This window comes from Trinickia symbiotica (genome assembly GCF_002934455.1).
Taxonomy (GTDB): domain Bacteria; phylum Pseudomonadota; class Gammaproteobacteria; order Burkholderiales; family Burkholderiaceae; genus Trinickia; species Trinickia symbiotica.
In genome coordinates, this window is record NZ_PTIR01000021.1 from 44,554 (window position 1) to 68,171 (window position 23,618).

Genomic DNA, 23,618 nt, shown 5'->3' on the forward strand with positions numbered 1-23,618 from the left:
CCGTTACTGAGTGCCGTTCGAAGGCGAGGAAGACGGGGAGGATGTCGAGTATCCCGACGTCGACGAATTACCGAGCGGCGCGACGCGCCCTTCCTCGTAGCGACGCACCGCGCTCGCGGCGAGTGCCGCATCCGCGCCCGCGTAGGGCCGCGGGGCGATGAGATCGGCGGGCCGCGCGATCATGGCCGCGAGGTTCGAGTAGGTCGCGCAGCCGAACGCGACGCCGGGACGCCGCATGCCGGCGTCGCGCATGCTCGAGCGCTGATTGAGCGATGCGCACGAAGGCGGCACGGCATGTCCCCCGTCGCCGGGCGCGAAACCAATGACGGACGCATCGGGCATGTCGAGCGGCGGATGCGACGACATGCAGCCGGCAAGCGCGACGCCTGCCGTGCATGCGGCAGCGCGGACGATGCGTGTTGCGATGGAGGCGAGCCGTGAGGTCATGGCGATTTCCCTCGGCGAATCAATAGACGAAGCCGGCCGCGCCGACGAGTCGCGGCGAAGCGCCCGATAGCGGATCGATGCCGAGCGAATGCTGGACCGCGTATTCGATATCGCTGCTCGGGCGCATGACGCTGTCGATCGCGCCGCGCAATTGGCCGGGGCCGGTGGGATTGACGATGTAAGGCGTGACGATGACGACCACCTCCGATTTGTTGTTGAGGTAGTTCTTCGACGAGAAGAGCTTGCCGATCACGGGCAGCCGCGCGAGCCCCGGCAGCTCGGCGAGCACGTCGCTCGTCCGGCTTTGCAGTAGCCCGCCGATCGCGAAGCTCTGTCCGCTCGAGAGCTCGACGGTGGTCTCCATGCGCCGCACCGTCAGTGCGGGCACGACGATCGAATTGAGCGTGATGCTGTTGGTCGGATCGATCTCGCTGACTTCAGGTTTGACCTTGAGGCTGATGCGGTTGTCGGCGAGCACCGTCGGCGTGAAGTCGAGCGAGACGCCGTACGGCTTGTACTCGATCGTGATCGTGCTCGTCGTGCCGGTCTGCGGCACCGGAATCGGCAATTCGCCGCCCGCGAGGAAACTGGCTGTCTGCCCCGACATCGCCGTGAGGTTGGGCTCGGCCAGCATCGTCAGGAGTCCTTCCTGATCGAGCGCATCGAGGACGCCCTCGATCGTCGTTTTGCCGGCATGGAACGCGCCGAGCACCGAGAACGCACCGGTCGACGACAGATTGAACAAATTGTTCGTGAAGAGCTGCCGGCCGTTGAAGAGCCCGCCGATGAAGTTTCCGCTTTGCCCGAGCGAGCTCCAGTTGATACCCAGCTGCTGCGTGATGTTGCGATCGACTTCGGTGATCCGCACGCGCAGCAGGACCTGGATCGGGTGCGCGATCGTGAGGCGATTCACGAGCTGCTCTTTGTCGTGCAGATACGGCTGCACCGTCTGCACGACGGCATCGGCGTCGGCGGCGCTCGGCACGTTGCCCGTCACCATCAGCGATCCTGGCGCGCTCGTCACCCTCACGCCGAACCGCGGAAAACGCGTGTCGAGCAGGCGGGCAATGGCGGCGGTGTCCGTCGCGACGCTGATGGTCTTGCTCAAGATGCGGCGATTGTTGGGGCCGAGCGCATAGAGCGTCGTCGTACCTGCTTTCTTGCCGAGCACGAACACCGAGCGCGGTGTCGGCACGTGAACGTCGGCCACATCGGGATCGGCGACGAAGACGGCGACGGCCGGCTCGGGCAGTGTGATCATCGTGCCGCTGCCGGCCGGCACCGACAGGACGTCGCCATCGTTCGCCGATCGTGCCGCCTCGTTGGCTTGCGCGGCCGTTGCCGCAAGGGCGGGCGGCGAGGCGAACGATGCGAGCATCAGAAGGCAAAGCCCCGCGCAGACCATCGCCGCGAAAGAACGGAAGGCCGGCATGCGCGTCAGGCGACGCTTAGCGCGGGGCCGCGCCGGCGTCGAGCCGATCTGGCTGGCGTGCGAAAGGGCGCGAGTGGGGCGTCGCATCTTCGATCCTATGCCGCGGGCTTGACGGGCGCGCCGGGGGGCGGCGCGGGCGCGACTGCCGGGGTTCCGGGCGGCAGCGGCGGAAGGCCCGGCGTGCCGGTGGAACCGCTCACGGCAGTTTTGTCGTTGTTGGAGTCGCCTACGGTCGAGCCGCGATAAATGATGACCTGAGGTGCAGCGGTTGGCGTAGCGGTTCTGCCGGGCGCCGGCGCGGGCGCGACCGTGCGCAGCGCGGGCGAGACATCGCCGGCCCAGACCGGCGCTGTTCGCGTTTGAGCGAGATCCTCGGCGTCCGATGCATGGCGGTCGCGCGTCGCGAAGCTGCGCAACGCGAGCGAGAGCGAGCCGAGGTGCGCGGCGACGGTGATCGCTTGGGCGCTATGCGGCGTCACTTCGAACGTGGCCGTGCGCGCGCTCGTATTCGGCGCGGCGGCGTCGTCCTTCGGGCGCCGGAATGCCGAGCCCACCGCGAGCACGCGCACACGCTCGGCCACGGTCTCGGACTCGACCGCATGCGCGGGCGGCACGTTGACGCCGCCCTCACCGCGGATCTGTTGCGTGAGCAGCACGTCGACGTAATCGCCGGGCTGGATCAGTCCGGCATTGCCCGATACGTCGTCGACGGCCACGGAGATCGCGCGCATGCCGGGCTTCAGTGCGGCAGCGAGGAAGCCCGGCGCGCTCGGCGAAATGACGTCGGCCGCTCCGAGCGGCGTGCCGGCGTGTACGGCGTGGCGCAACAGGTCGCCTTTGAGATCGTCGTCGCCGGCGGCGTCGGGTTGGCCTTGCACGAGCGCGCCGGCCGGCACCTGGTTGCGCGGCATCGTTTTCCAGACGAGGTCGGCGTCGCGCAACAGCAAGCCGTCCGGCAGGTCGGCGGCGGCGGCTCGAACGTGGACCATGGAAGCCGGCGACGCGGGGCCGGGGCGCGAGGCCGCGACGAAGAGCGCGCGAATGACGAAAGCGCCGATCGCGGCAATGGCGATGAGCGCGGCGAGCTTGAGGAAGTTCTGCATAGGCGGCCTCGGCCTCAGGCCAGCGGTGCGTGAAGGCCGAGGGCCAGCCACGCGCATCGATCAGGCGCGAGCTCGAGCAAGGCGAGCGCGGCACGATCGTGGAACGAAGGCTGAGCCAGCACGGCGGCGATGCCTCCCAGCGCAAGCGCCACGCCATACGGCACGCCGCTTTCGGGCGAGAGCCATGTCACACGCTTGCTCGCGCCGAGCACCGACACGCGGCGGCGCACCAGCGCATGAGCGATCAGCATCGAGAGCGTGACGAGCGTGCCGCAGATAGAGACGATGACGAGCACGGGGATCGCATCAGTCGGCCCGCACCAGAAAAAGACGGCCGCGGCGAGTTTCGCGTCGCCACCGGCAACGCAGCCCAAACGCACGAGTAGAGCGGCCAGGATGAATGAGAGTGCGGCCGCGGCCGCATGCGTTGCGATTGAACGCCAGGCGCCGCCGCTCATCGCGGCTTCCGCCAAATACAGCGCGGCGAGACCGGCTACCCACGCGTTAGGCAGGCGACGCGATCGCAGATCGGACACGGCCAGCATGGCGAGCAATGCGCAAGCAGCCGTTTTGACCGGATCCATGGGATGACCTCTGGCACCGAACGCGTGAGAAAGAGGAGTGTCGGCCTGACGCTCGGCGTAGGCCGGACACTTCGTCGGACGATCAATTAAATAGCGCCCGTGATCTTGGTCATCAGCGCCGTGAAAAGCGATGGGATACCGCTCGTACCGCTCTGGATGACGGTACCTACCGAAACGAGCGCGACCACGACGATGCCGGCCAGAATCGCATACTCGAGAGAGCTGACGCCGCGCTCATCGCGCGAGAGGGAACTAATAAAACGCAGCATGGATGACTCCTTGAAGTAAGCCGAAGTCGGCCGCAGCGCCGCTTTGGCAAGACCGAGAGGGAACCATTTCGCCTCTCGAACAGGTTTACGGCAAACGTTTGCGCAGTCCGGATCAGGACAAGTACTGACAGCCGCGCATAAAAAGCATATCGGTGGAGCCGGCGCCGCAATGCGTCGAAATGAGCAGGGAAAATGCGTCATTTCTTCGGTTGGTAACATATGAAGAATGGTCATCGGACGATAGTTCGGATCCCTAAACATTCCGGCAAATGCTTGGGATTCCTAACTTTCGGGGAATTGGCGGACGCCTTTTGCCAGCCGGCGTCCCTTTGGGCGACCCAGGTATACCCCTAGTGCCCATCAAAGGGAATTCGAGCGTCGGTAGTACTACTAATAAGACTATTCAGAGTGCTAACTATGGCCGCGAAGAAGATTCGGACTCCGAACGATCGACGCGATGGCATGCGAGGGGCTTGCTACTGCGCGAAGTCGGCTGTCAATTGACGATTGTCATTTGCGCGGCGTCGTTGTGACGATCCAAACGCCGGCAAAGAGCGCCGCTGTCGCGGCGGCGCTCACTTTGCGCTAGTCGCTCAAATTTCAGCGCGACGCAGCCTGAAGAGCCCGACGATGCGGGCGAGCCCGTGTGCCTGCTCGTTGAGCGTGGCCGATGCGGCCGTCGACTGTTCGACGAGCGCGGCGTTTTGCTGGGTCGCGTTATCCATTTCGGCGACGCTTTGATCGATCTGGCTGATGCCCGCGCTTTGCTCGTTCATGGCGCCATCGATTTCGGCGATGATGCGGTTCACGCGCTCGATGCTCTCGACGATCTCGTGCATCGCGGCACCCGCGGCCTGCACGCGCTGAGTGCCCGTTTCGACGCTCGATGCCGACGACTGAATCAGGTCTTTGATTTCGCGCGCCGCGGTGGCGCTGCGCTGAGCGAGCGTGCGGACCTCGCCGGCGACGACGGCGAAACCGCGGCCGTTTTCGCCGGCGCGCGCCGCTTCGACGGCGGCGTTCAATGCGAGGATGTTGGTCTGAAAGGCGATGCCGTCGATGACGCCGATGATTTCGCTGATCCGCGACGAAGACTGGCTGATCTCATCCATCGTGCTGACGGCGCTCGTCACCACTTCGCCGCCGCGGGCGGCCGCCTCGCTGGCCGACGTCGCGAGCCGGGCGGCCTGCATCGCCGCTTCCGCTGATTGCTTGACGCTCGCGGTCAGCTGCGTGAGCGCCGCCGACGTCGTTTGCAGATTGCTGGCGGACGTTTCCGTGCGCTGCGACAAGTCGCGGTTGCCCATTTCGATTTCGCCCGTCGCGATCTTCATGTTCTCGACACCGGCGCGCACGTCGTGCAGCACGTTGGCGATCTTCTCGACGAAGGCGTTGAACGAGGCCGAGATCTGCGCCACCTCGTCGCCACCGGACGCGGGCAGCCGATGCGTCAGATCGCCACTGCCCGAGGCGATCGTCGCCATCGCGTCGCGCACGCGCGAGAGGCCGCGGAACGACTGAGAAGTCAGGAACGCGGCGGCGCCGACCGCCGCGAGCGTCAGCAACACCAAGGCCACGCCGAGCGTTTGCAGCACGTGCCTGAGGCCAGCCGTCGCTTCCGCCTTGTCGAGCGCGATGACGAGGTACCAGTTGGTGCCTTCGACCGCTTTGGCCTTCAGCAGCTTCGTCGCCCCGCCGAGCTCGACTTCGATCGGCGCCGTCGCGTTCGCAAGCGAGGTCAGCTCATCGGACGTGAGTGCCGCCGATACATCCCTGACCGGCTTCAGCATGAGCTTTGCATCCGGATACGCGATGACCTGGCCGTCGCGCGCCACCACGAACGCGAGACTCGACGGCGTGGGATGCACCGCCGCGACGATCTCGCGCACGCCGTCGAGAGGCACCGCGCCGCTCAGCGCGCCGGTCGTCTCGCCGTTGCGAATCATCGGCGCCGCGAACGAGACGTAGGGAACGCCCGTCGATGCATCGCCGTACGGCTTCGTGACGATGAGCTTTCCGGCCGCGACGGCTTCCTTGTACCAGGGACGCGCGGTGGGATCGTAGTCCTTGGGCGTCGTGGCGCTCGTCGACAAAAACGTCTTGTCCGTCCATCCGACCGTCGTGATCGGAAAGCCGTCCGCCGCGCCCATGAGCTTGACGAAGCCCTGCGGGTCGCCGTGCTCGACCGCATCGGCGGTCGTGCGCACGGCCAGCGCTTTCGCCGCGACCCATTTGTCGATGGCGAGCGTATTGGCGCTCGAAATTGCGACGAGATTCTGCTCGATCGTGTCGATGGTATTGGCGCGCACGGTGAGGTAGGTGGCGGTGCCCGATACGGCGAGCGCACCGATGACGGTGGCCGATGAAATGATCAGGATGCGGCTACGGAGTGAAACGATCATGTTGGGATGTCGATTCGATATTAGAGCGAGGGTGAGGGAATCAAGCCGCCTCGTTCGGCAACTCGGCGCCGATCGGACTGGGTCACGGTTGATATCGGGTCAAAGCAACTACGTTACGGACAACGGCAGAAAACACGCTGACTTGAGGTTGAGGAGAGAAACGACCGCGCGCCGCCGCGCACGCATTCGGGTGCGATCGCGTGCCGACAGCTTCTTGCTTCACGGAGCACTCCCTTATGATTCGATACAACGGTTCGTCGGCCGCAGCGCTTCCGACCGGCACGTGAGCTGACGCGTTCAGCGAATCGCGAGCGTCCCTTCTTTCATCAGATCAATGACCGCCACCATGCGTTTCCTCGGTATCGACCTCGGCACCGCTTCACTCAAACTCGCCATCGTCGATGGCGACGGGCACGAGCGGGCGTCGGCGGGCGCCGCTTATGCCGTGAACACGCCACATCCTGGCTGGGCGCAAACGGATGTCGGCGACTGGTGGCGGGCGTTGGTGGAAGCGGCCGCGCGCTTGCCGGTCGAAGAGCGACAGGCCGTTGACGCGATCGGCATCGCGGGGCAGATGCACGGCGTCGTCCTCGTCGACGCCGCCGGGCAAGCGCTGCGACCGGCGATACTCTGGCCCGACACGCGGGCGGCCACTTTGCTCGAGGCGTGGCGCGAGCCGCAGCCGAATCCGGTGGCACCAGGGATGGCGGGGCCGATTCTGCGCTGGATCGTCGCGAATGAGCCACGCACGGCCGAGGCGACACGCTGGGCGCTGCAACCGAAGGACTGGCTGCGCGTCGCGCTCGGCGGCGAGGTCGTAACCGACCCATCGGACGCGTGCGCGACGGCGCTTGCCGATGCTTCGGGCGCATGCGACGCAGCGTTGATCGAGAGGCTAGGCTTGCCGCGCGCGTGGTTCGCTCCGGTCGCTCCTCATTCATACGCGGAAGCCGGCATGCTGTCGGTGGCGGCGGCGCGCGAGCTCGGACTGCGCGCTGGCATCCCACTCGCGACGGGAGCGGCGGATACGGCGAGCGCGGCGCTAGGGAGCGGATTGTCACGTGAAGGCGACGCGCTCCTCACGACCGGCAGCGGCGGGCAGATCGTCGTGCTGTCCGCGAGCGAGCCGTCACCCGCGCGCGGTCTCCATCGCTATCGCACAGCGACGGGGGCGTGGTATCGCATGGCGGCGATGCAGAACGTGGGTGTGGCGCTCGAGACGGTCCGCTCATGGCTCTCGTTTCCCGGCTGGCCCGCCGCCTACGACGCCGCATTCGAAACCGATCTTGGCGACGCCGCGCCAACGTTCCTGCCGTACTTGAGCGGCGAGCGTTCGCCATGGATGAACCCCGATGCGCGCGGCGGATGGTTGGGACTCAGCCTCGCCGATACACGAGGCACCTTGATGCGTGCGGCGTTCGAAGGCGTGGCGTTCTCGTTGCGGGCGGGGCTCGACGCTATCCGCACCGGTGCGGCAAATGTGCGCAAGTTGCGCCTCGCGGGTGGTGGCTCCATCGATGCGCGGTGGCGTCAGTTGTTGGCCGATGCGCTCGACGCGGAACTCTACGCGCTGGCCTGCCCGAACGTCGGCGCGCGCGGCGCGGCGCTGATCGCCGGGCTCTCGCGGGGCCATTGGCGCGAGGCCGATCTGCCGGCGCTCGCGCCGCCGGCTGAGCGAGTCGCCGGACCGAGCGGCGATGCGGCCGTCGCGGGTCGGTATGCGCGGTTCCTGGCGCTTTATGGGTGCGCTGAACCCTGGTTCGGGCACATGCGGCGAGACGAGTCAAACGACGTCGCCTAAGCGAAACGCCGCGTTAGGTGCTACGATCTGACGCGTTTCTCCGAGCAATTTCGGCGATTGCGCTTCAAGCGCCCGGAGGACGACGAGTCGATCGGCATGCCTATCCAATACCTTCGCGGTTTCACCGTGCCTGAGCGCACCGACGAGGCAAACCGCCGTCTCGGTCGGTCGCTCGCTTTCGTCGCCGGTGCCGCCAATGCCGGCGGCTTTCTCGCGGTCGGTCAATACACGTCGCATATGTCGGGGATCGTCTCCTCGCTCGCCGACAATCTCGCGCTCGGCAGCTTCGGGATGGCCGGTGCGGGCTTGGCTTCGCTGGTTTCGTTCATTCTCGGGGCCGCGACGTCGGCGATCCTGATCAATTGGGGCAGGCGCCGCGAATTGCGCAGCCATTATGCGTTGCCGCTCGTCCTCGAGGCTGCCTTGCTGATTTGCTTCGGACTCCTCGGCTCGAATCTCGAGGCCCATCGCATTCTTTTCGTGCCCGCGACGGTGGCGCTGCTCTGCTATGTGATGGGTTTGCAAAACGCGATGATCACGAAGATCTCGAAGGCCGAGATTCGCACGACGCACATGACGGGGCTCGTGACCGACATCGGCATCGAACTTGGCCGGCTCGTCTACTGGAACGGCCCCCGCAATGGGCCGATGAGAGATTCGGCGTTCGTGCGATGCGATCGGCAGCGGCTCGCGTTGCTGGCCTCGCTGCTGGCGTCGTTCCTGGTCGGCGGCTTGGCGGGCGCGCTCGGCTTCAAGCATCTCGGGTTCGTGTCGACCGTTCCCCTTGCGACGGTGCTGGTTGCGCTCGCGGTCGTGCCGTTGATCGACGACGTGCTGGGGCAGCAGCGCTAGGGGCCACGACGCCGCGCTTCCCGTGGCGGCACGCCTGCATGGCAAATGTAGATCCCCTTGATCTGGGCTGACGCCGTCCCCGATTTGGGCCCCCAGCTGCCGAAACTTGTCCCTTATGTGGCAGTGCACCATAAAAAGTGGTTTTCCCCGCCTTGACAGTCCCGGGCGCGTATCCGATCATTCGATCACAACACGAGCAAATGCTCTCTCAATGAGCGTTAGTTCACAAGCATAAAAACGGGTCAATTGATCACCCAGCGGAGACGGTTCGTGAAATTGCACGACAAAGTGGCGATCCTGACCGGCGCCGGCAGCGGTATCGGCGAAGCGGTCGCGCAACGCTATCTGGAGGAGGGCGCGAAATGCGTGCTCGTCGACGTGAAGCCGGCGGATGCCTACGCGCAGCCGCTCGCCCGCCGTTACCCGGAGCGTGTCCACGCGATTTCCGCCGATATCACGCAACGTGCGGATATCGAGCGCATCGTCGCCTCGAGCGTCGAGCGCTTCGGGCAAATCGACATCCTCTTCAACAATGCGGCCATCTTCGATATGCGGCCGCTCCTCGACGAATCCTGGGACATCTTCGACAAGCTCTTCGCCGTCAATGTGAAGGGCATGTTCTTCATGATGCAGGCCGTCGCGCGGCATATGGTCGAAGTGGGCCATGGCGGCAAGATCGTCAACATGTCGTCGCAAGCCGGCCGTCGCGGCGAGGCGCTCGTTTCGCATTACTGCGCAACGAAGGCCGCTGTCCTAAGCTACACGCAATCGGCCGCGCTCGCGCTCGCACCCCACAAGATCAACGTGAACGGCATCGCGCCGGGCGTGATCGACACGCCGATGTGGGAGCAGGTCGATGCGCTCTTCGCCCGCTACGAGGGGCGCCCGCTCGGCGAAAAGAAGCGACTCGTGGGCGAAGCCGTGCCGCTCGGCCGCATGGGCGTGCCGGCCGATCTGACGGGCGCGGCGGTTTTTCTCGCTTCGTCCGATGCCGACTACATCACCGCTCAGACGCTCAACGTCGACGGCGGCAACTGGATGAGCTAGTCGTTCGGCGCTGCGTGCGGGGATACGCGATACGCAGCGCTCTATCCCGCAGTTCCGTACAACGAACAAGAGAAGGAGACAAGTTATGGACCACCCCCACGCTCTCTATCGCTCGCTGCCCACCGAGGGGGCTCATGCCTCCCTTGGGGCGGCCCGGCGGGAGGCATGCATGCAATCCAACCTCGGTTCCGCCCGTCGTTTCGCGCGCCGTGCGATCGCCATGGCAGCGGTGGCCTGCGCGGCAGGAGGCGCCGCGAACGCAATGGCTGCGACGATCACGATCGCGGTGGTGAACAACCCCGACATGATCGAGATGAAGAAGCTGTCGTCCGATTTCGAAAAGAGCAATCCGGACATCAAGCTGAACTGGGTCGTGCTCGAAGAGAACGTGCTGCGTCAGCGCGCGACGACCGACATCACCACTGGCAGCGGCCAGTTCGACGTGATGATGATCGGCGCCTACGAGGCACCGCAGTGGGGCAAGCGCGGCTGGCTTTCGCCGATGTCGAATCTGCCCGCCGACTATGACGTGAACGACGTCATGAAGCCCGTGAGAGACAGCCTTTCGTACAACGGCACGCTCTACGCCTTGCCGTTCTATGCCGAAAGCTCGATGACGTTCTATCGCACGGATCTGTTCAAGGCCAAAGGCATCACGATGCCGCCGAAGCCAACCTACGACCAGATCGCGGAGTTCGCCGACAAGCTCACCGACAAGTCGGCTGGCGTCTATGGCATCTGCTTGCGCGGGAAGGCGGGCTGGGGCGAGAACATGGCCTACCTGACGACGCGCGTGAACACCTATGGCGGCCGCTGGTTCGACGATAAATGGGACGCACAGTTGACCACGCCCGAATGGAAAAAGGCCGTCAGCTCCTATATCGATCTGATGAAGAAAGACGGCCCGCCCGGAGCGAGCTCGAACGGTTTCAACGAAAACCTCACCTTGATGACCTCGGGCAAGTGCGCGATGTGGATCGATGCCACGGTTGCGGCCGGGATGCTCTATAACAAGAGTCAGTCGCAGGTGGCCGACAAGATCGGATTTGCCGCGGCACCGACGGAAGTCACGCCTAAGGGCTCGCACTGGCTTTGGGCATGGGCGCTTGCGATCCCGAAGACATCGAAGAAGCAGGACGACGCGAAGAAGTTCATCGAGTGGGCGACGGGCAAGCCCTACATCGAGCTCGTCGCCAAAGACGAAGGATGGGCCTCGGTGCCGCCCGGCACGCGCGAGTCGACCTATAACCGTCCGGAGTACAAGCAGGCCGCGCCGTTCGCCGAATTCGTCGAGAACGCGATCAAGACGGCCGACCCGAACCACCCGACGGAGAAGCCGGTCCCTTACACGGGCGTGCAGTTCGTCGGCATTCCTGAATTCCAGTCGTTCGGGACCGTGGTCGGACAGAGCATCGCCGGCGCGCTGGCGGGTCAGATGTCGGTCGATCAAGCGCTGGCCGCGGGCAATGCCACGGCCAATCGCGCCGTGAAGCAGGCCGGCTATCAGAAGTAAAGCCGGCCGACGAGGCGATGCTTACCTCACGCATCGCCTCGTTCCAGCGGTCCGCTTGAATGTCGTGCGGCTTGCGGCCTCGCGGCAGGCGGCCCGTTCATCGGTGTAGCGAGGTGACAGGGATCAGGAGGCCGTAACGATGCGACATCTTCATTTACCGCTCACGCACGGAGGGGCGCATGAAGCCTCTCTGCCGACCCCCGAGCGGCGCGCCGGAGCGACGCGCTGGCTCGCCACCCCCTCGGTCGCCCTCCTTGTACTCTGGATGACGATACCGCTCGCGATGACGATCTGGTATTCGTTCTCGCGCTACAACCTGCTCAATCCCGACGAAAAAGGCTTCGCCGGCTGGAACAACTATCTCTACCTGGTCACCGATCCGTCGTTTGCGCCGTCGATCATCCATACCCTCGAACTCATCGGATGGGTGCTCGTCATCACGGTCGTCGGCGGCGTGCTCATGGCCGTTCTCTTCGATCGCAAGTTCGTCGGGCAGGGTATCGCGCGGCTCCTCGCCATCGCACCGTTCTTCGTCATGCCGACCGTCAGCGCGCTGATCTGGAAGAACATGATGCTGCATCCGGTCTACGGCATCGTTGCCGCCGCGATGCGTGGGCTCGGGTTGCGACCGATCGACTGGTTCGCCACTTATCCGCTCTCGTCGATCGTCGTCATCGTCGCCTGGCAATGGCTGCCGTTCGCCTTCCTCATCCTGTTCACGGCGATCCAGTCGCTCGACGAGGAGCAAAAGGAAGCCGCGCGCATCGACGGCGCGGGACCGTTGTCGATGTTTTTCTATATCACGCTGCCGCACCTGAGGCGCGCGATCGCCGTCGTCGTCATGATGGAGACGATTTTCCTGCTGTCGATCTTCGCCGAGATCTATACGACGACCTCGGGCGGGCCCGGCAACGCGACGACGATCCTCTCGTACCTGATCTACGCGCTGGGCCTACAGCAGTTCGATGTCGGCCTCGCATCGGCGGGCGGCATTCTCGCGGTGGTGCTCGCGAACATCGTGGCGTTCTTCCTAGTGCGCATGCTCGCGAAGAACTTGAAAGGGGAGTACGAAAAATGAGCAATCCGACCGTACCTGTCGCGCGCCCGCCCGTGCACATCACGGTGCCGGCACTCGGCGCCGTCAAGCGCGTGCTGCCCGGCGCGCTCGCGTGGCTGATCTCGATCGCGCTCTTCTTCCCGATCTTCTGGATGACGATCACCGCGTTCAAGACCGAGCGCGATGCCTACTCGCTGTCGCTCGTCTTCTCGCCGACCTTCGACAGCTTCCGCGAGGTCTTCGCTCGCAGCGACTACTTCGCGTTCGCGCGCAATTCGATTCTGATCTCCGTCGGCGTGACCGTCTTGTGCCTTGCGCTCGCCGTGCCGGCCGCCTATACGATGGCCTTCTTTCCGACGCGCCGCACGCAAAAGCTGCTGCTCTGGATGCTGTCGACAAAGATGATGCCGTCGGTCGGCGTGCTCGTGCCGATCTACGTGCTCTGGAAGGACGTCGGGTTGCTCGATACCGTCTCCGGCCTCGTCATCGTCTACACGCTGATGAATCTGCCGATCGCAGTGTGGATGGCCTTTACGTATTTCAACGAAATTCCACGCGACATTCTCGAAGCAGGGCGCATCGACGGTGCGGCGACCTGGCAGGAGATCGTTTATCTGCTGATGCCGATGGCGTTGCCGGGGCTCGCATCCACGGCGTTGCTGCTCGTGATTCTTTCGTGGAACGAAGCGTTCTGGAGCATCAATCTGTCGAGCTCGGCCGCCGCGCCGCTCACCGTGTTCATCGCGTCGTACTCGAGCCCCGAAGGGCTCTTCTGGGCGAAGCTGTCGGCCGCCTCGCTGCTCGCCGTCGCGCCGATTCTGCTCGTCGGCTGGCTGTCGCAAAAGCAGCTCGTGCGCGGGCTCACGTTCGGGGCCGTCAAATGACGAGAGAAGCGAGCGACGAAGCATCGCGCGAGGCGCGTCTGCTCATTTGCGATTGTGACGGCGTCCTCATCGATAGCGAGACTGTGGCGGCGAGCATGCTCGTGCGCGAGTTGAGCGCGCGGTGGCCCGACAGCGATATCGAGCCTGTGGTGCTGCCGCTCCTGGGCTTGCGCATCGAGCGCGTGCTCGAGGAAAGCGCGGTTGCGCTCGGCAAGACGCTCACCGCCGCCGATATCGATGCGATACGCGGCTCGGTGGAGGCGGCGGCGCGCCAAGCGCCCGTCGTAGACGGAGTCGAGGCGGCGCTCTCGCAGATCGCGCTGACGAAGGCTTGCGCGAGCAACAGCTATACCGGCTATGTCGAGGCCGTCCTCGCGCGTACCGGGCTCGGGCGTTTCTTCGGCACACGGCTTTTTTGCGCGGATCGCGTTGCTCGACCGAAGCCCGCGCCCGATGTCTACGTCGCCGCGGCCGATACGCTCGGTGTCGCGCGCGAGGCGTGCCTCGTCGTGGAGGACAGCGTGGCCGGCGTGGCGGCCGCGAACGCGGCGGGCATGCCCGTACTAGGCTTCGTCGGCGGCGGACACGCCACCCGGGCGCAGATGGAAGCGCTCATCACCGCCGGTGCGAAACATGTGTTCGACGATATGCGCGAGTTGCCAGCGCTCGTCGATCGATGGATCGAGGCGCGGCTCGAAAGCGCGCGCCTGGCAACGAACATCAAAGGAGACGAATCATGGCAAGCGTGACTTTGCGCGGCGTTGCGAAGCGCTACGACGAGCATGAGGTGCTCAGGAATGTCAACCTCGATATCGCCGACGGTGAATTCGTCGTTTTCGTCGGCCCGAGCGGCTGCGGGAAATCGACGCTTTTGCGCATGATCGCGGGGCTCGAAGAGATCAGCGCCGGCGATCTCACAATCGACAATGCGCGGATGAATGAGGTGCCGCCCGCAAAGCGCGGCATCGCGATGGTGTTCCAGTCGTACGCGCTCTACCCGCACATGTCGCTCTACGACAACATGGCATTCGGGCTCAAGCTCGCCGGCACGAAAAAGCCCGAGATCGACGAGGCCGTCCGCAACGCGGCCAAGATCCTCCACATCGATCATCTGCTCGACCGCAAGCCGAAGCAGCTTTCGGGCGGGCAGCGCCAGCGCGTCGCGATCGGACGCGCGATCACGCGCAAGCCTAAGGTCTTTCTCTTCGACGAGCCGCTCTCGAACCTCGATGCGGCGCTGCGCGTGAAGATGCGGCTCGAGTTCGCGCGGCTGCATGACGAGCTCAAGACGACGATGATCTACGTCACGCACGATCAGGTCGAGGCGATGACGCTCGCGGACAAGATCGTCGTGATGTCGGCCGGCAACGTCGAACAAGTCGGCAGTCCTAATCGTCTCTATCATGCGCCGGCCAATCGCTTCGTGGCCGGATTCATCGGCTCACCGAAGATGAACTTTCTTTCGGGCGTCGTCGAAGAGACGAACGCCGACGGCGTGCTCGTTCGCTACGAGACCGGCGAGACGCAACGCGTGGCCGTCGAGCCGCGCGGCGTGCAAAGAGGTACGCGCGTAGCCGTCGGCATTCGGCCCGAGCACCTCCATACGCGCGCGGCGGGGGCGACCGAGTTTGGCGTGGCTTCGACCGTTACGGCGGTCGAATCGCTCGGCGATGCGGCTTATCTCTACGCCGATTCGCCTGTCGCGGCCGATGGCTTGATCGCGCGCATTCCGCCGCTCGAGCGGCACGAGCGCGGCGAAGCGCTGAAGCTCGGCGCGGACCCGGAGCATTGCCATCTCTTCGACGAGGAAGGACACGCGTTCGAGCGCAAGATCGTCGAGGTGCTGTCGGCGGCGTAGGCTGTTTGAACGATTGCGCCGGGTGCGCGGTGAAGCGCTGACACGAGAAGCCGAAGCTTCATGCGCGCAACCGGATTTTGCTCGTCACTTCACATCACGCGCGACGCGAAACCCGTTCGCCGTGTAGCGAACGCCGCTGTCGTACTTGAAGCGCGTGGCCGTGAGCATATACGAGGCGCCGTCGCGCCATGAGCCGCCGCGAATCACGTGGGACTGGCAATTGGGCTCGTCCCACGAACGGCCGTCGGCCGGTGCGTTCTTGTACGAGATGTGCCAGCAGTCGCTGACCCATTCCCAGACACCGCCCCCCATGTCGTAGAGACCGAACGGATTGGCAGCGAACGAGCCCACATCGGCCGGAGCTTCGTCGTGCCACGGCTGCCCGCAGTCCTTGCAGTTCACCTTGCCCGCGCGCATTTCATCGCCCCACCAGTAGCGTGTCGTCGTGCCGCCGCGCGCCGCGTATTCCCATTCGGCCTCGGTCGGCAGGCGGTAGTGCTTGCCCGTCGTTTTGCTCAGCCACGCCACGTATTGCTGTGCATCGTCCCAACTGACATCGTGCACGGGCGCGTTGGGTGACGTACTGTTGTCGCTCGCGAGCGGTGCGCATGCACGCGCGCTGACACACGCATTCCATTGCGCGACTGTCACGACGTATTTCGCGAGCGCGAACGCGTGGTCGATCGTCACGCGATGAGGTGGCCGCTCCGAAGGATCGTCCGCATTGGTCCCCATGACGAAGCTGCCGGGCGCGATCGAGACGAGCGCCGGGCAGGCGGCGCAATCTTTGATCTCATGCGCGCTCGCGGCGGCGGAAGGGCCGGGCGCCGGGGGTGCCGCGGCCGCGGCGGGTGGCGCGCTCGAAGCCGCTGTCGCAGGTGGTGCCTTCGCAGCGGGCGTCGGTGTCTGAGCCGGTCGCGTGTTCGGCGCGGCGGTTGGAGGCGCTGGTGCCGTCGGCGACTTTCCCGCCGACGTTGGCGGCGTCGCCGACGCGGCGGCGCGCAAGCGAGCGAGGCGCGCTTGCGCGAGCGGCGCGAAACGACCATTCGGATACGCCTTCAGGTAGGCCTCGTAGTCGCCGGCGTAGTTGCTGTCCTTGATCGACTCCCAGAACGTGATCTCGTACTGCTCGCTGCTGTCTTTCGGCAGCACACCGGCGTGCACGAGGCCAGCCCCCGTGCAGACCGTCGACGCGAGGAGCGCAATGCACAGCAGTCTTGGCAGCATTGAAACCCCCGTTCGGGCATCGATATCGATAGCAGCAGTTTGCGCGCAAGGAAGAACGCGCAGTCTGTGCGCCAGCGCGCAGTGGCGCCCCATGCGCATGGGCCAGCATACGGTTCTAGCCTGTCGCGGCCCATCGAGCGTCGGCATGCGCCGCTCGAATCAGAAAGATCGCGCCGGGCGACCGGAACCGCTATGCGGGAAATCGCGAAGAGGAGGGGGCGGCCATGCAACGGAGAACGATGCTCATCGCATGCGTGGTCGCCGGCGTGGCGCCGCGCGTTGCGTTCGCCGGCCCCACGCCCTCGCCGCCTGGCGCGCAGGTCTACATCATCTGGCCATACGACGGCGCCCGCATCAAGGGCGCGTTCTGGCTCCGCATGGGGCTGACCAACATGGGCGTGTGTCCGAAGGGCGTCGACCGGCCTGCCACGGGTCATCATCATGTGCTGATCGATGCCGACTTGCCACCCATGGACCAGGCCATTCCGTCGGACAGAAACCATCTCCATTTCGGTGCGGGCGAAACGGAGGCGCGCATCGAGCTGCCGCCGGGCAAGCATACGCTGCAGTTGCTCATGGGCGACTACAACCACGTCCCACACAATCCGCCGGTCTACTCGAAGAAGATCACGATAACGGTCGAGTGACTGGACGCCCACCGCCCTCGCCCCGAGCAGGCAAGGCTTGATGAAACGTCGGAGCTCACGTCATGAACCATCGCTTCGGTTTCTCCGCAATCGCCGCACGATTCCTGTCTTTCATCGTAGCAACGCTCGCAATGATGCTGCTGGCGATTTCGATCACTGCAGCTCCAGCCTTTGCGGGCGGTACGCCGGCCGATCCGCGCGCGCTCGTCTATATCGGCTGGCCAAACGATGGCCAAGTGCTGCCCGCCGGCAAGCCGTTCAAAGTCTGGTTCGGACTCCGCTACATGGGCGTCGCGCCGGCCGGCGTGAGCTTCCCGAATACGGGCCACCACCATCTGCTCATCGATACCGACCTGCCGCCGATGGACCAAAGGATTCCGTCCGACCGGAACCACCTGCATTTCGGCGCGGGCCAGACTGAAACGATGATCGAGTTGCCACCGGGCAAGCACACGCTGCAACTGCTGCTCGGCGATGAGAATCATGTCCCGCACAATCCCCCCGTCTTCTCGAAGAAGATCACGATCTACGTGAAATGAGGCGGGCGCTTAAACGTGTCCGCAATCGGCGGCATTGTTCCGACGGCGAGCGCGTCCGCATCTCGATCCGCATCAGCATCCGCATGTCGGTTATCGACCGACACCTCGTCCCGTGACTGTCGGCGTACCGCCATCACTCTCGATGCGCAGTGTTCCTCGGCGCGCGTGCGCGCAAAGCCCCTGTCAGCGCTGAGCCCCTTATCTGGCAAGCACTTGCGGGCTGCTGCGCATCGTCACGGGCACGCATGGCACACCCTGTGCAGTAGAAGGCTCGAGCCCGCAACACATTGCAGCTCAATTCGAAACCCAGCCTTATCTTTACTTGCCTTCAGGAGAACTGCCATGAAATCGCTCATGATCGAAGACCTCGGTGCCGCCAAAGAACTCGACGCCCGCGCCATGTCCGCCGTACGCGGCGGTACGCTCGGCTACTTGCCTCTGCCGTACTACTCGCCCGTTCACGTCACTGACACGACGAACTTCAGCGCGCAACAGCTGATCAGCCAGTCGAACAGCATCGTCAACAACACGGGCAACGATGTCGCGTTCTCTTCCGGCATCCACTCGACGGTCAACCCGTCGCAGAGCGCGAAGAACACGATCAACTTCTGATCGCATTCACGCGCTCGAGCCGCGAGCCGTCCGTCAGGCGGCACATCGCCTGACCTGACGGCGGCCCGGCCCGAAAGAGCCAGCCGATATCGGCCGCATCGCCCACCGCCCCGCCGTCCCCCACCGCTCGCCGACATTCCGAAAGGAGCCCGTCGTGAACACGTCGATCTGTTCCGTTGGCACCGTCCTCAGCCGCGTCGTTGCACGTTCGTTCTTTTCTCGCGTCGTGACAGCAGGAGTCTGCGCGGCGGCGTTCTCGGGCTGCATGGATCTGAAGATCCCGGCCTACCAGCGCCCGGATACGCCCGCGAAGACGAATTGGGCGCACGTGGATCATCGCGTGTCGGCCGCGGATACCGTCGATCCGCAGTGGTGGAAGGCATTCGACGACCCCTATCTCGACACGCTGATCGACAAGGCGATCAGCGGGAACGTCGACATCAAGGTGCTTGCCGCCCGCATCGGCATCGCGGGCGCGCAAATCGGCGAGGCGCGTGCCGGCGCGCTGCCGAGCGCCGATCTCGGCGCGGGTGTCGACATCGAAAAGAACACGCACCAGCCGGTCACGAAGTCCTACAACCTCGGCGCACAGGTGAATTGGGACATCGACATCTGGGGCAAGGTCGCGAAAGGCGTCTCAGCGCAAAAGGCGGAATTCCATGCGACCGAGGCGGACTGGCGCGCAGGGTATCTGACGCTCGTCGCCGGCGTCTCGAGCACCTACTTTCAGATTCTTCAATTCGACGATCAGATCGACGAGGAGCAAAAGACGCTCTACAAGAATCGGCAGATTCTGACGATCTATCGCTCGATGTACGCGAACGGCGTCGTGCCGCAAACCGAAGTGCTGCGGCAGGAGGCGGAAATCAACGGGCTCGCGAACGAGCTCATCGAACTGCACCGCTCGCGCGATCTCGCCGAGAATGCGCTGGCCACGCTCGTCGGCGTGCCTGCGGGCGAGTTCAAGGTTCCCGTCGGTCACTTGCGCGAGCGGATTAAGCTGCCCGATGTTCCGATGGGGCTGCCGGCCCAACTGCTCGCGCGCCGGCCCGACGTCGTCGCCGCGCAATTTCGCGTGCTCGAATCGTACGACGAGATCGGCGCCGCCAAGCTCGCGCAATTGCCGAGCATCAGCTTGACGGGCCGCGGCGGCACGGCGGCGTTCGCGCTGACCGACTTGATGAAAGCGTTCACGTTCAGCTTCTTGCCGAGCATCGATCTGCCGATGTTCGATCCGAGCGTGAAGGCCCATATCAAAACGACGGAGGCGCAAAGCGAGCTCGCGCGGCAGCAGTATCGTCAGACCGTGTTCGCGGCGTTCGAGGAGGTCGAGAATGCGCTCGTCGATCTCACCGCGCACAAGCAGCAGCGCGTCGAGCTTGAAGCGCAGAACGCGCGGTTGCAACTCGTGGCCGCGCAGGTCGAGGCGCAACTGAAAGAAGGCATCGTGTCGCAACTCGAGGTGCTCGAGTCGGAGCGCTCGCTTGCCGCGGCCGAGCTCGCGCTCGTCGCCAATCATCAGCAGATCCTCGCCGACACGGTGACGCTCTACAAGGCGATCGGCGGCGGCTGGCCCGAGGTGGTCGTCGCCGACGAGAAAGGCGCAGACACGCGCTCTCCCAGCGCTCATGAATTGGCCGCCAATCACTGATCGGGACCGATGCCATGCACACGATCGAAGAGGCGACGAGCGGTGCCGCGCTTGAGGCACGGCGCGCACCGATTGACTGCCGCACCGCGTCGCCTACACTTTGGACACACTCGCTTCATCGCATGCACCCCTGCGAACCGTGCCGCACCGCGGTCTTTCGGGCTTCGCGCCGCCAACGAGGTGGCCGATAAATGCTGAGTGTCGGAACGAGCCCCCGGTCCATTGCGTCGCGACGGTCGCTCGTGGCGGAACCTACAGCAGCAGGCGCCGTGGGCGGCGACCCGGCGTTTTCCCGCAGGTGTCGAACGATGGCTTCCGACGATGCTCCGATTGCCGAAACGAAGCGACCCGCGCGCTCGTCAGGCTCGCTTGTGGACGAACCGTCGCATTGCGCCGAGGCGGACGCCGCGCCCACGCGCTGCTACGACGTCGTGCTCGAGCCGCTCTCGCATCGCGAGCTCGGCGAGATTCGCATCACGCGCGAGCTCTTTGCGGTAGGGCGTGCCGAAGCGCCGTTCGCGTCGGCGCGAGCCGAGGTCGTCGCCGAGCTGTCGCGCCGTCACGCGAAGATCTTTTTCGAGCGCGGCGATGCTTATGTCGCCGACTTGAGCAGCAAAAACGGCACGACGGTCGGCGGCGTCGAGGTCCGCGAAAGACCGCGTCAGCTTCGCGACGGCGATACGCTATCGTTCGCGGGGGTCTTCACCTATCGCGTGGCATTCGTCCCGCGCGACGCGCGCGCCGACGCCGGATGCCAGCGCTCCGTACTTCTCACCCTGACGCCCGAGCGCGGCGATCTCGGGCTCGAACCGATCGTCGTGACCACCTTTCCGTTTCTGATCAGCAAGACCGACGAGACGTTCTCACGCTATCGCAGCACCTACGCGCATCAGGTCAACTACCTGTCGCGCCGGCATGCGCATTTCTTCGTCGCCGACGGAAAAGTCTTCATCGAAGACCTCGGCAGCACTAACGGGACGTTCCTCGACGGCAAACGTCTCGACGAAGGCGCGCAGCCGCTCGAAGATGGTGCGCGGCTCGCATTCGGCGGCAATCATTTCGTCTACCGGGTCGGCGTGAAAAGCGGCACGCCGGCGGATCCAACGGTGACGCAGGTCGATGCGGCGGCGCGTGCGGAAGCAGCAAACGCGAAGGCGCCAGCCGCGGCGATCGATGCGCGCATCGGGGCGGCCGGCGCCGGCGCCGATGCCGATCGCACGACGTTCATCGCGGCGCCGCACTCGTTCCTCGACATCTTTTGCGTCGATCCCGCGCGCGCAGAGGACGACGAAATCAATCCCGACGCCGTCGCGCCGGCTGTCGATTCGAAGCGCGCGGTTTCGCATTGGCGCTGGAGCGCGAGACTTGCCACGGTTCTCAGCGAATTGAGCGCCGCGTTGGGCGGTGGCGCCGATGTCGACATTCGGAAGATCGGCCGCTGGGCCGGCGCCGCCTTGGCGCTGCTGGCGGCGCTGGCCGTATTCTCGTATTGGCGCGGCGCGCCGCAGCGCGACATGAAGACGCTGCTTGCGGCAGCGCGGTACGAAACCGCGTCGCGCTTCGCGGACCAGTATCTCGCGCAGCATCCCGACGACGCCGCGTTCCAGTCCGAAGGTGCGGAGGCCCTCGTCAAATCGAAGGTGCCCGATTGGATCGGCGCCGAGAAGGCGCATGCGTTCGATCGCGCACGCTCGATCGCCGCGCAAATGAGGCAGCTTGCGCGCCACAACGCGCAGGCGGGCGCGCTCGTCGACGAGATCGAATGGATCGGCGATCTCGAGGCCTTCTGGGCGAGCCGCGGTGGGGCTCAGGCGCCGGTCGCGATTTACCGCGACGAGCCGGTCATCGAGGGATTGGTCGCGCGTTGGAACCGCGACACGAACGCGCATCAGCACGCACTCGATCAAATTGCGTCGTACGTCCCCGCATTCGGCGAGTTTTATGCCGATGCGCTCAGTCATCTGCGCGCGCTCGAGAGCGACAATTCGGTCTACGTGGCAGCACTGGAGCGTCTTCAGACGGCCATCGCCAAAGCGCTGGACGACGGTCGCGACGATCAGCTCGACGCCTTGTCGAACATGCTCGCCGATTATGGCGATCGCTATCCGCGGCTCGCGGGCCTCGATCGTGTACGTGACGATTTGCAACGCTATCGACAGATCGAGCGCGACGTTCGCGCTGGCCGCGCGGACGAGGCAGCCGCGGCGCTGAAGGCGGCTCGCTTTGCGACACCGCCCTTCCAGGCCCGCGTACCGGCGCTTGCGAAGCGGGTCGGCGAGACGCCAAGGAGCGCGCCATGACGTCCGGCGCCCATCAATCGCGAGGCATGAAGCCGCTCGCCGAAGCGCTGACGGACCATGAGGCGGAAGGCATCGCGATCCTCAGCGAGCAACCCAAGCGGCTCATCGAGGCGGCCATCGCAATCGTGGCTGCGCTCGTATTCAGCGGCTTTCTCTGGTCTTTCTTCGGGCACGCGGACGTCATCGTGACGGCCGGCGGCACGCTTGCGCCGGAGTCCGAGGTGCGGCGCATCTATGCGCCGGTCGACGGCGAGCTGGCCGATATTTATATCGCCGAAGGTCAGCCCGTGAAGAAGGACGACGTGATCGGACGCATCAACGCGCGCGGCGCGATCGAGGCCGCGACGAACGCGCTCGATGCACGTCTGAAGCTCGAGGATGCGGAGCGCGAATGGCAACAGTTCCCGCAGAAGAAGGCGCTGATGGAGCGCAAGGCGGAAGCGCTGAAGGCGCAGATCGAAGTCGAAGAGCATCTGCACGAGAACCGCATCGCCGAAGGCACGAGCAAGCTCGTGCAGGCGCAAAAGGCGCAGCTCGACGAGGCGCGCAGCAATGTCGACAGCGCGCAGCACGCGCGCGATCTCGCTCGCGACGAGGCCGAGAAGTTCGCGCGCCTCTTGGCGCTGCCCGGAGGCGGGGGCGTTTCACAGACACAGGTCGCCGAAAAGAAGAGCGCGTACCTGCAGGCGGAAAACAACGTGCGAATCGCCGAGGCGCGCCTCGCGCAGCTCCAAGCGCAACTGTCTCATGACTTCGCGCAGGCGAAGGCGCAGCTCGAAGGCAGTGCCGAGACACTCACGAACCTGCGCATCGAATACGATGCGACGTTGCGCGAGATCGCCAACACGGAAGACAAGCTGCGCCTTCAAGTGCAAACGGCCCGGCTCGCCGCCGACGCGGCCGCGCGCATACGCTTCGAGAACATCGACAAGGACAACTTCCTGCTCGTGCTCGCGCCCGTTTCGGGCGTCGTCACGGATGTCACGACGACGCAGCCCGGCGACAAGATTCAGGCGAATACACCGCTCGGCGGCATTGCGCCCGCCAACGCGCGAGCCGTCGTGCGCATCGAGATCGCCGAGGAAGACCGCGCGTTCCTGCGTGAGGGGCTGCCCGTCAAGCTCAAGTTCAATGCGTTTCCTTATCAGCGCTACGGCGTGATCGACGGCACGCTCGAATACATCGCGCCGGCCGCGAAGCCGTCGGCGCATACGAAGCAACCCGTCTACGAAGGCCGCGTCACGCTCGCGCGCGACTACTACTCGGTGGGTGATGCGCGTTATCCGCTGCGCTACGGCATGACCGCATCGGCCGAGATCGTCGTGCGTGAGCGGCGGCTGATCGACTTCGCGCTCGATCCGATGAGACGCGTGGCCGGCTGAGGATGACGGCG

The 23,618-nt window shown here is 65.1% G+C and carries 21 protein-coding genes; 14 read left to right on the top strand and 7 right to left on the bottom strand.

The genetic code is table 11. The features are described 5' to 3' along the window. Window positions 1-3: 3 nt before the first annotated feature. The 6 genes from B0G57_RS24730 to B0G57_RS24755 all read right to left on the bottom strand — a co-directional run bounded on the left by B0G57_RS24730 (window position 4) and on the right by B0G57_RS24755 (window position 6,237). A complete protein-coding gene (locus B0G57_RS24730; protein WP_018440840.1) occupies window positions 4-447 on the bottom strand; it encodes a CpaD family pilus assembly lipoprotein in 444 nt (147 codons plus the stop codon). 19 nt (window positions 448-466) lie between these two features. Further along, window positions 467-1,852, bottom strand: a complete 1,386-nt coding sequence (locus B0G57_RS24735) for a type II and III secretion system protein family protein (protein ID WP_399278684.1) — start codon at window positions 1,850-1,852, stop codon at window positions 467-469. A 122-nt stretch (window positions 1,853-1,974) separates the two neighbouring features. Beyond that, the gene (gene cpaB / locus B0G57_RS24740) at window positions 1,975-2,982 is read right to left on the bottom strand and encodes a Flp pilus assembly protein CpaB (protein ID WP_018440838.1); all 1,008 of its coding nucleotides are present in this window, start codon (window positions 2,980-2,982) and stop codon (window positions 1,975-1,977) included. Window positions 2,983-2,996: 14 nt separating this feature from the next. Then, entirely contained in the window at window positions 2,997-3,566 is a 570-nt protein-coding gene (locus B0G57_RS24745) for an A24 family peptidase (protein ID WP_018440837.1), read from the bottom strand. Between the two features lie 86 nt (window positions 3,567-3,652). Beyond that, window positions 3,653-3,835 carry a Flp family type IVb pilin gene (locus B0G57_RS24750; protein WP_018440836.1) on the bottom strand — a complete coding sequence of 61 codons (183 nt, stop codon included), beginning with the start codon at window positions 3,833-3,835 and terminating at the stop codon, window positions 3,653-3,655. A 593-nt stretch (window positions 3,836-4,428) separates the two neighbouring features. Beyond that, complete coding sequence (locus tag B0G57_RS24755; RefSeq protein WP_018440834.1) at window positions 4,429-6,237, bottom strand: methyl-accepting chemotaxis protein; 1,809 nt, start codon at window positions 6,235-6,237, stop codon at window positions 4,429-4,431. 346 nt (window positions 6,238-6,583) lie between these two features. Here B0G57_RS24755 and B0G57_RS24760 point away from each other — a divergent pair, with 346 nt between their 5' ends. From B0G57_RS24760 to B0G57_RS24795, 8 genes are all read left to right on the top strand, one after another. Further along, on the top strand, window positions 6,584-8,038 hold the full coding sequence (locus B0G57_RS24760; RefSeq protein WP_026229693.1) for a xylulokinase: 1,455 nt from the start codon (window positions 6,584-6,586) through the stop codon (window positions 8,036-8,038). A 96-nt stretch (window positions 8,039-8,134) separates the two neighbouring features. Then, the gene (locus tag B0G57_RS24765; protein WP_026229692.1) at window positions 8,135-8,890 is read left to right on the top strand and encodes a YoaK family protein; all 756 of its coding nucleotides are present in this window, start codon (window positions 8,135-8,137) and stop codon (window positions 8,888-8,890) included. Window positions 8,891-9,160: 270 nt separating this feature from the next. After that, window positions 9,161-9,937, top strand: a complete 777-nt coding sequence (locus tag B0G57_RS24770) for an L-iditol 2-dehydrogenase (RefSeq protein WP_018440831.1) — start codon at window positions 9,161-9,163, stop codon at window positions 9,935-9,937. Between the two features lie 169 nt (window positions 9,938-10,106). Then, the gene (locus tag B0G57_RS24775) at window positions 10,107-11,450 is read left to right on the top strand and encodes an ABC transporter substrate-binding protein (RefSeq protein WP_020566197.1); all 1,344 of its coding nucleotides are present in this window, start codon (window positions 10,107-10,109) and stop codon (window positions 11,448-11,450) included. 139 nt (window positions 11,451-11,589) lie between these two features. Then, the gene (locus tag B0G57_RS24780) at window positions 11,590-12,528 is read left to right on the top strand and encodes a carbohydrate ABC transporter permease (RefSeq protein ID WP_026229691.1); all 939 of its coding nucleotides are present in this window, start codon (window positions 11,590-11,592) and stop codon (window positions 12,526-12,528) included. Beyond that, window positions 12,525-13,391 carry a carbohydrate ABC transporter permease gene (locus B0G57_RS24785; RefSeq protein ID WP_018440828.1) on the top strand — a complete coding sequence of 289 codons (867 nt, stop codon included), beginning with the start codon at window positions 12,525-12,527 and terminating at the stop codon, window positions 13,389-13,391. Before B0G57_RS24780 ends, B0G57_RS24785 begins: the two co-directional genes overlap by 4 nt. Further along, window positions 13,388-14,140, top strand: coding sequence for an HAD family hydrolase (locus B0G57_RS24790; RefSeq protein WP_018440827.1), 753 nt, complete (start codon window positions 13,388-13,390; stop codon window positions 14,138-14,140). The genes B0G57_RS24785 and B0G57_RS24790 overlap by 4 nt, the downstream gene beginning before the upstream one ends. Further along, window positions 14,128-15,249 (top strand): ABC transporter ATP-binding protein, encoded by a 1,122-nt coding sequence (locus B0G57_RS24795; RefSeq protein WP_018440826.1) that lies wholly within the window; start codon window positions 14,128-14,130, stop codon window positions 15,247-15,249. Before B0G57_RS24790 ends, B0G57_RS24795 begins: the two co-directional genes overlap by 13 nt. An 84-nt stretch (window positions 15,250-15,333) precedes the next feature. On the opposite strand, the gene B0G57_RS24800 is transcribed toward B0G57_RS24795, so the two are convergent. After that, window positions 15,334-16,476 (bottom strand): formylglycine-generating enzyme family protein, encoded by a 1,143-nt coding sequence (locus B0G57_RS24800; RefSeq protein ID WP_018440825.1) that lies wholly within the window; start codon window positions 16,474-16,476, stop codon window positions 15,334-15,336. Window positions 16,477-16,700: 224 nt separating this feature from the next. Between B0G57_RS24800 and B0G57_RS24805 the strand changes: the two genes are divergently transcribed. The 6 genes from B0G57_RS24805 to B0G57_RS24830 all read left to right on the top strand — a co-directional run bounded on the left by B0G57_RS24805 (window position 16,701) and on the right by B0G57_RS24830 (window position 23,607). Further along, window positions 16,701-17,123, top strand: a complete 423-nt coding sequence (locus B0G57_RS24805; RefSeq protein WP_026229690.1) for a DUF4399 domain-containing protein — start codon at window positions 16,701-16,703, stop codon at window positions 17,121-17,123. Window positions 17,124-17,254: 131 nt separating this feature from the next. Continuing rightward, window positions 17,255-17,662 (top strand): DUF4399 domain-containing protein, encoded by a 408-nt coding sequence (locus tag B0G57_RS24810; RefSeq protein WP_051090034.1) that lies wholly within the window; start codon window positions 17,255-17,257, stop codon window positions 17,660-17,662. A gap of 342 nt (window positions 17,663-18,004) precedes the next feature. Further along, complete coding sequence (locus B0G57_RS24815) at window positions 18,005-18,274, top strand: hypothetical protein (RefSeq protein WP_018440822.1); 270 nt, start codon at window positions 18,005-18,007, stop codon at window positions 18,272-18,274. Window positions 18,275-18,428: 154 nt separating this feature from the next. Then, entirely contained in the window at window positions 18,429-19,925 is a 1,497-nt protein-coding gene (locus tag B0G57_RS24820; RefSeq protein ID WP_018440820.1) for an efflux transporter outer membrane subunit, read from the top strand. A gap of 308 nt (window positions 19,926-20,233) precedes the next feature. After that, a complete protein-coding gene (locus tag B0G57_RS24825; protein ID WP_018440819.1) occupies window positions 20,234-22,225 on the top strand; it encodes an FHA domain-containing protein in 1,992 nt (663 codons plus the stop codon). Continuing rightward, window positions 22,222-23,607, top strand: a complete 1,386-nt coding sequence (locus B0G57_RS24830) for an HlyD family efflux transporter periplasmic adaptor subunit (RefSeq protein ID WP_018440818.1) — start codon at window positions 22,222-22,224, stop codon at window positions 23,605-23,607. The genes B0G57_RS24825 and B0G57_RS24830 overlap by 4 nt, the downstream gene beginning before the upstream one ends. Window positions 23,608-23,618 lie beyond the last annotated feature (11 nt).

Excerpts from the sequence above, each read along its gene's own strand:
- B0G57_RS24730 (WP_018440840.1), bottom strand. The coding sequence starts at position 447 with ATGACCTCACGGCTCGCCTCCATCGCAACACGCATCGTCCGCGCTGCC.
- B0G57_RS24735 (WP_399278684.1), bottom strand. The coding sequence starts at position 1,852 with ATGGTCTGCGCGGGGCTTTGCCTTCTGATGCTCGCATCGTTCGCCTCG.
- cpaB (WP_018440838.1), bottom strand. The coding sequence starts at position 2,982 with ATGCAGAACTTCCTCAAGCTCGCCGCGCTCATCGCCATTGCCGCGATC.
- B0G57_RS24745 (WP_018440837.1), bottom strand. The coding sequence starts at position 3,566 with ATGGATCCGGTCAAAACGGCTGCTTGCGCATTGCTCGCCATGCTGGCC.
- B0G57_RS24750 (WP_018440836.1), bottom strand. The coding sequence starts at position 3,835 with ATGCTGCGTTTTATTAGTTCCCTCTCGCGCGATGAGCGCGGCGTCAGC.
- B0G57_RS24755 (WP_018440834.1), bottom strand. The coding sequence starts at position 6,237 with ATGATCGTTTCACTCCGTAGCCGCATCCTGATCATTTCATCGGCCACC.
- B0G57_RS24760 (WP_026229693.1), top strand. The coding sequence starts at position 6,584 with ATGCGTTTCCTCGGTATCGACCTCGGCACCGCTTCACTCAAACTCGCC.
- B0G57_RS24765 (WP_026229692.1), top strand. The coding sequence starts at position 8,135 with ATGCCTATCCAATACCTTCGCGGTTTCACCGTGCCTGAGCGCACCGAC.
- B0G57_RS24775 (WP_020566197.1), top strand. The coding sequence starts at position 10,107 with ATGCAATCCAACCTCGGTTCCGCCCGTCGTTTCGCGCGCCGTGCGATC.
- B0G57_RS24780 (WP_026229691.1), top strand. The coding sequence starts at position 11,590 with ATGCGACATCTTCATTTACCGCTCACGCACGGAGGGGCGCATGAAGCC.
- B0G57_RS24785 (WP_018440828.1), top strand. The coding sequence starts at position 12,525 with ATGAGCAATCCGACCGTACCTGTCGCGCGCCCGCCCGTGCACATCACG.
- B0G57_RS24790 (WP_018440827.1), top strand. The coding sequence starts at position 13,388 with ATGACGAGAGAAGCGAGCGACGAAGCATCGCGCGAGGCGCGTCTGCTC.
- B0G57_RS24795 (WP_018440826.1), top strand. The coding sequence starts at position 14,128 with ATGGCAAGCGTGACTTTGCGCGGCGTTGCGAAGCGCTACGACGAGCAT.
- B0G57_RS24800 (WP_018440825.1), bottom strand. The coding sequence starts at position 16,476 with ATGCTGCCAAGACTGCTGTGCATTGCGCTCCTCGCGTCGACGGTCTGC.
- B0G57_RS24805 (WP_026229690.1), top strand. The coding sequence starts at position 16,701 with ATGCAACGGAGAACGATGCTCATCGCATGCGTGGTCGCCGGCGTGGCG.
- B0G57_RS24810 (WP_051090034.1), top strand. The coding sequence starts at position 17,255 with ATGATGCTGCTGGCGATTTCGATCACTGCAGCTCCAGCCTTTGCGGGC.
- B0G57_RS24815 (WP_018440822.1), top strand. The coding sequence starts at position 18,005 with ATGAAATCGCTCATGATCGAAGACCTCGGTGCCGCCAAAGAACTCGAC.
- B0G57_RS24825 (WP_018440819.1), top strand. The coding sequence starts at position 20,234 with ATGGCTTCCGACGATGCTCCGATTGCCGAAACGAAGCGACCCGCGCGC.
- B0G57_RS24830 (WP_018440818.1), top strand. The coding sequence starts at position 22,222 with ATGACGTCCGGCGCCCATCAATCGCGAGGCATGAAGCCGCTCGCCGAA.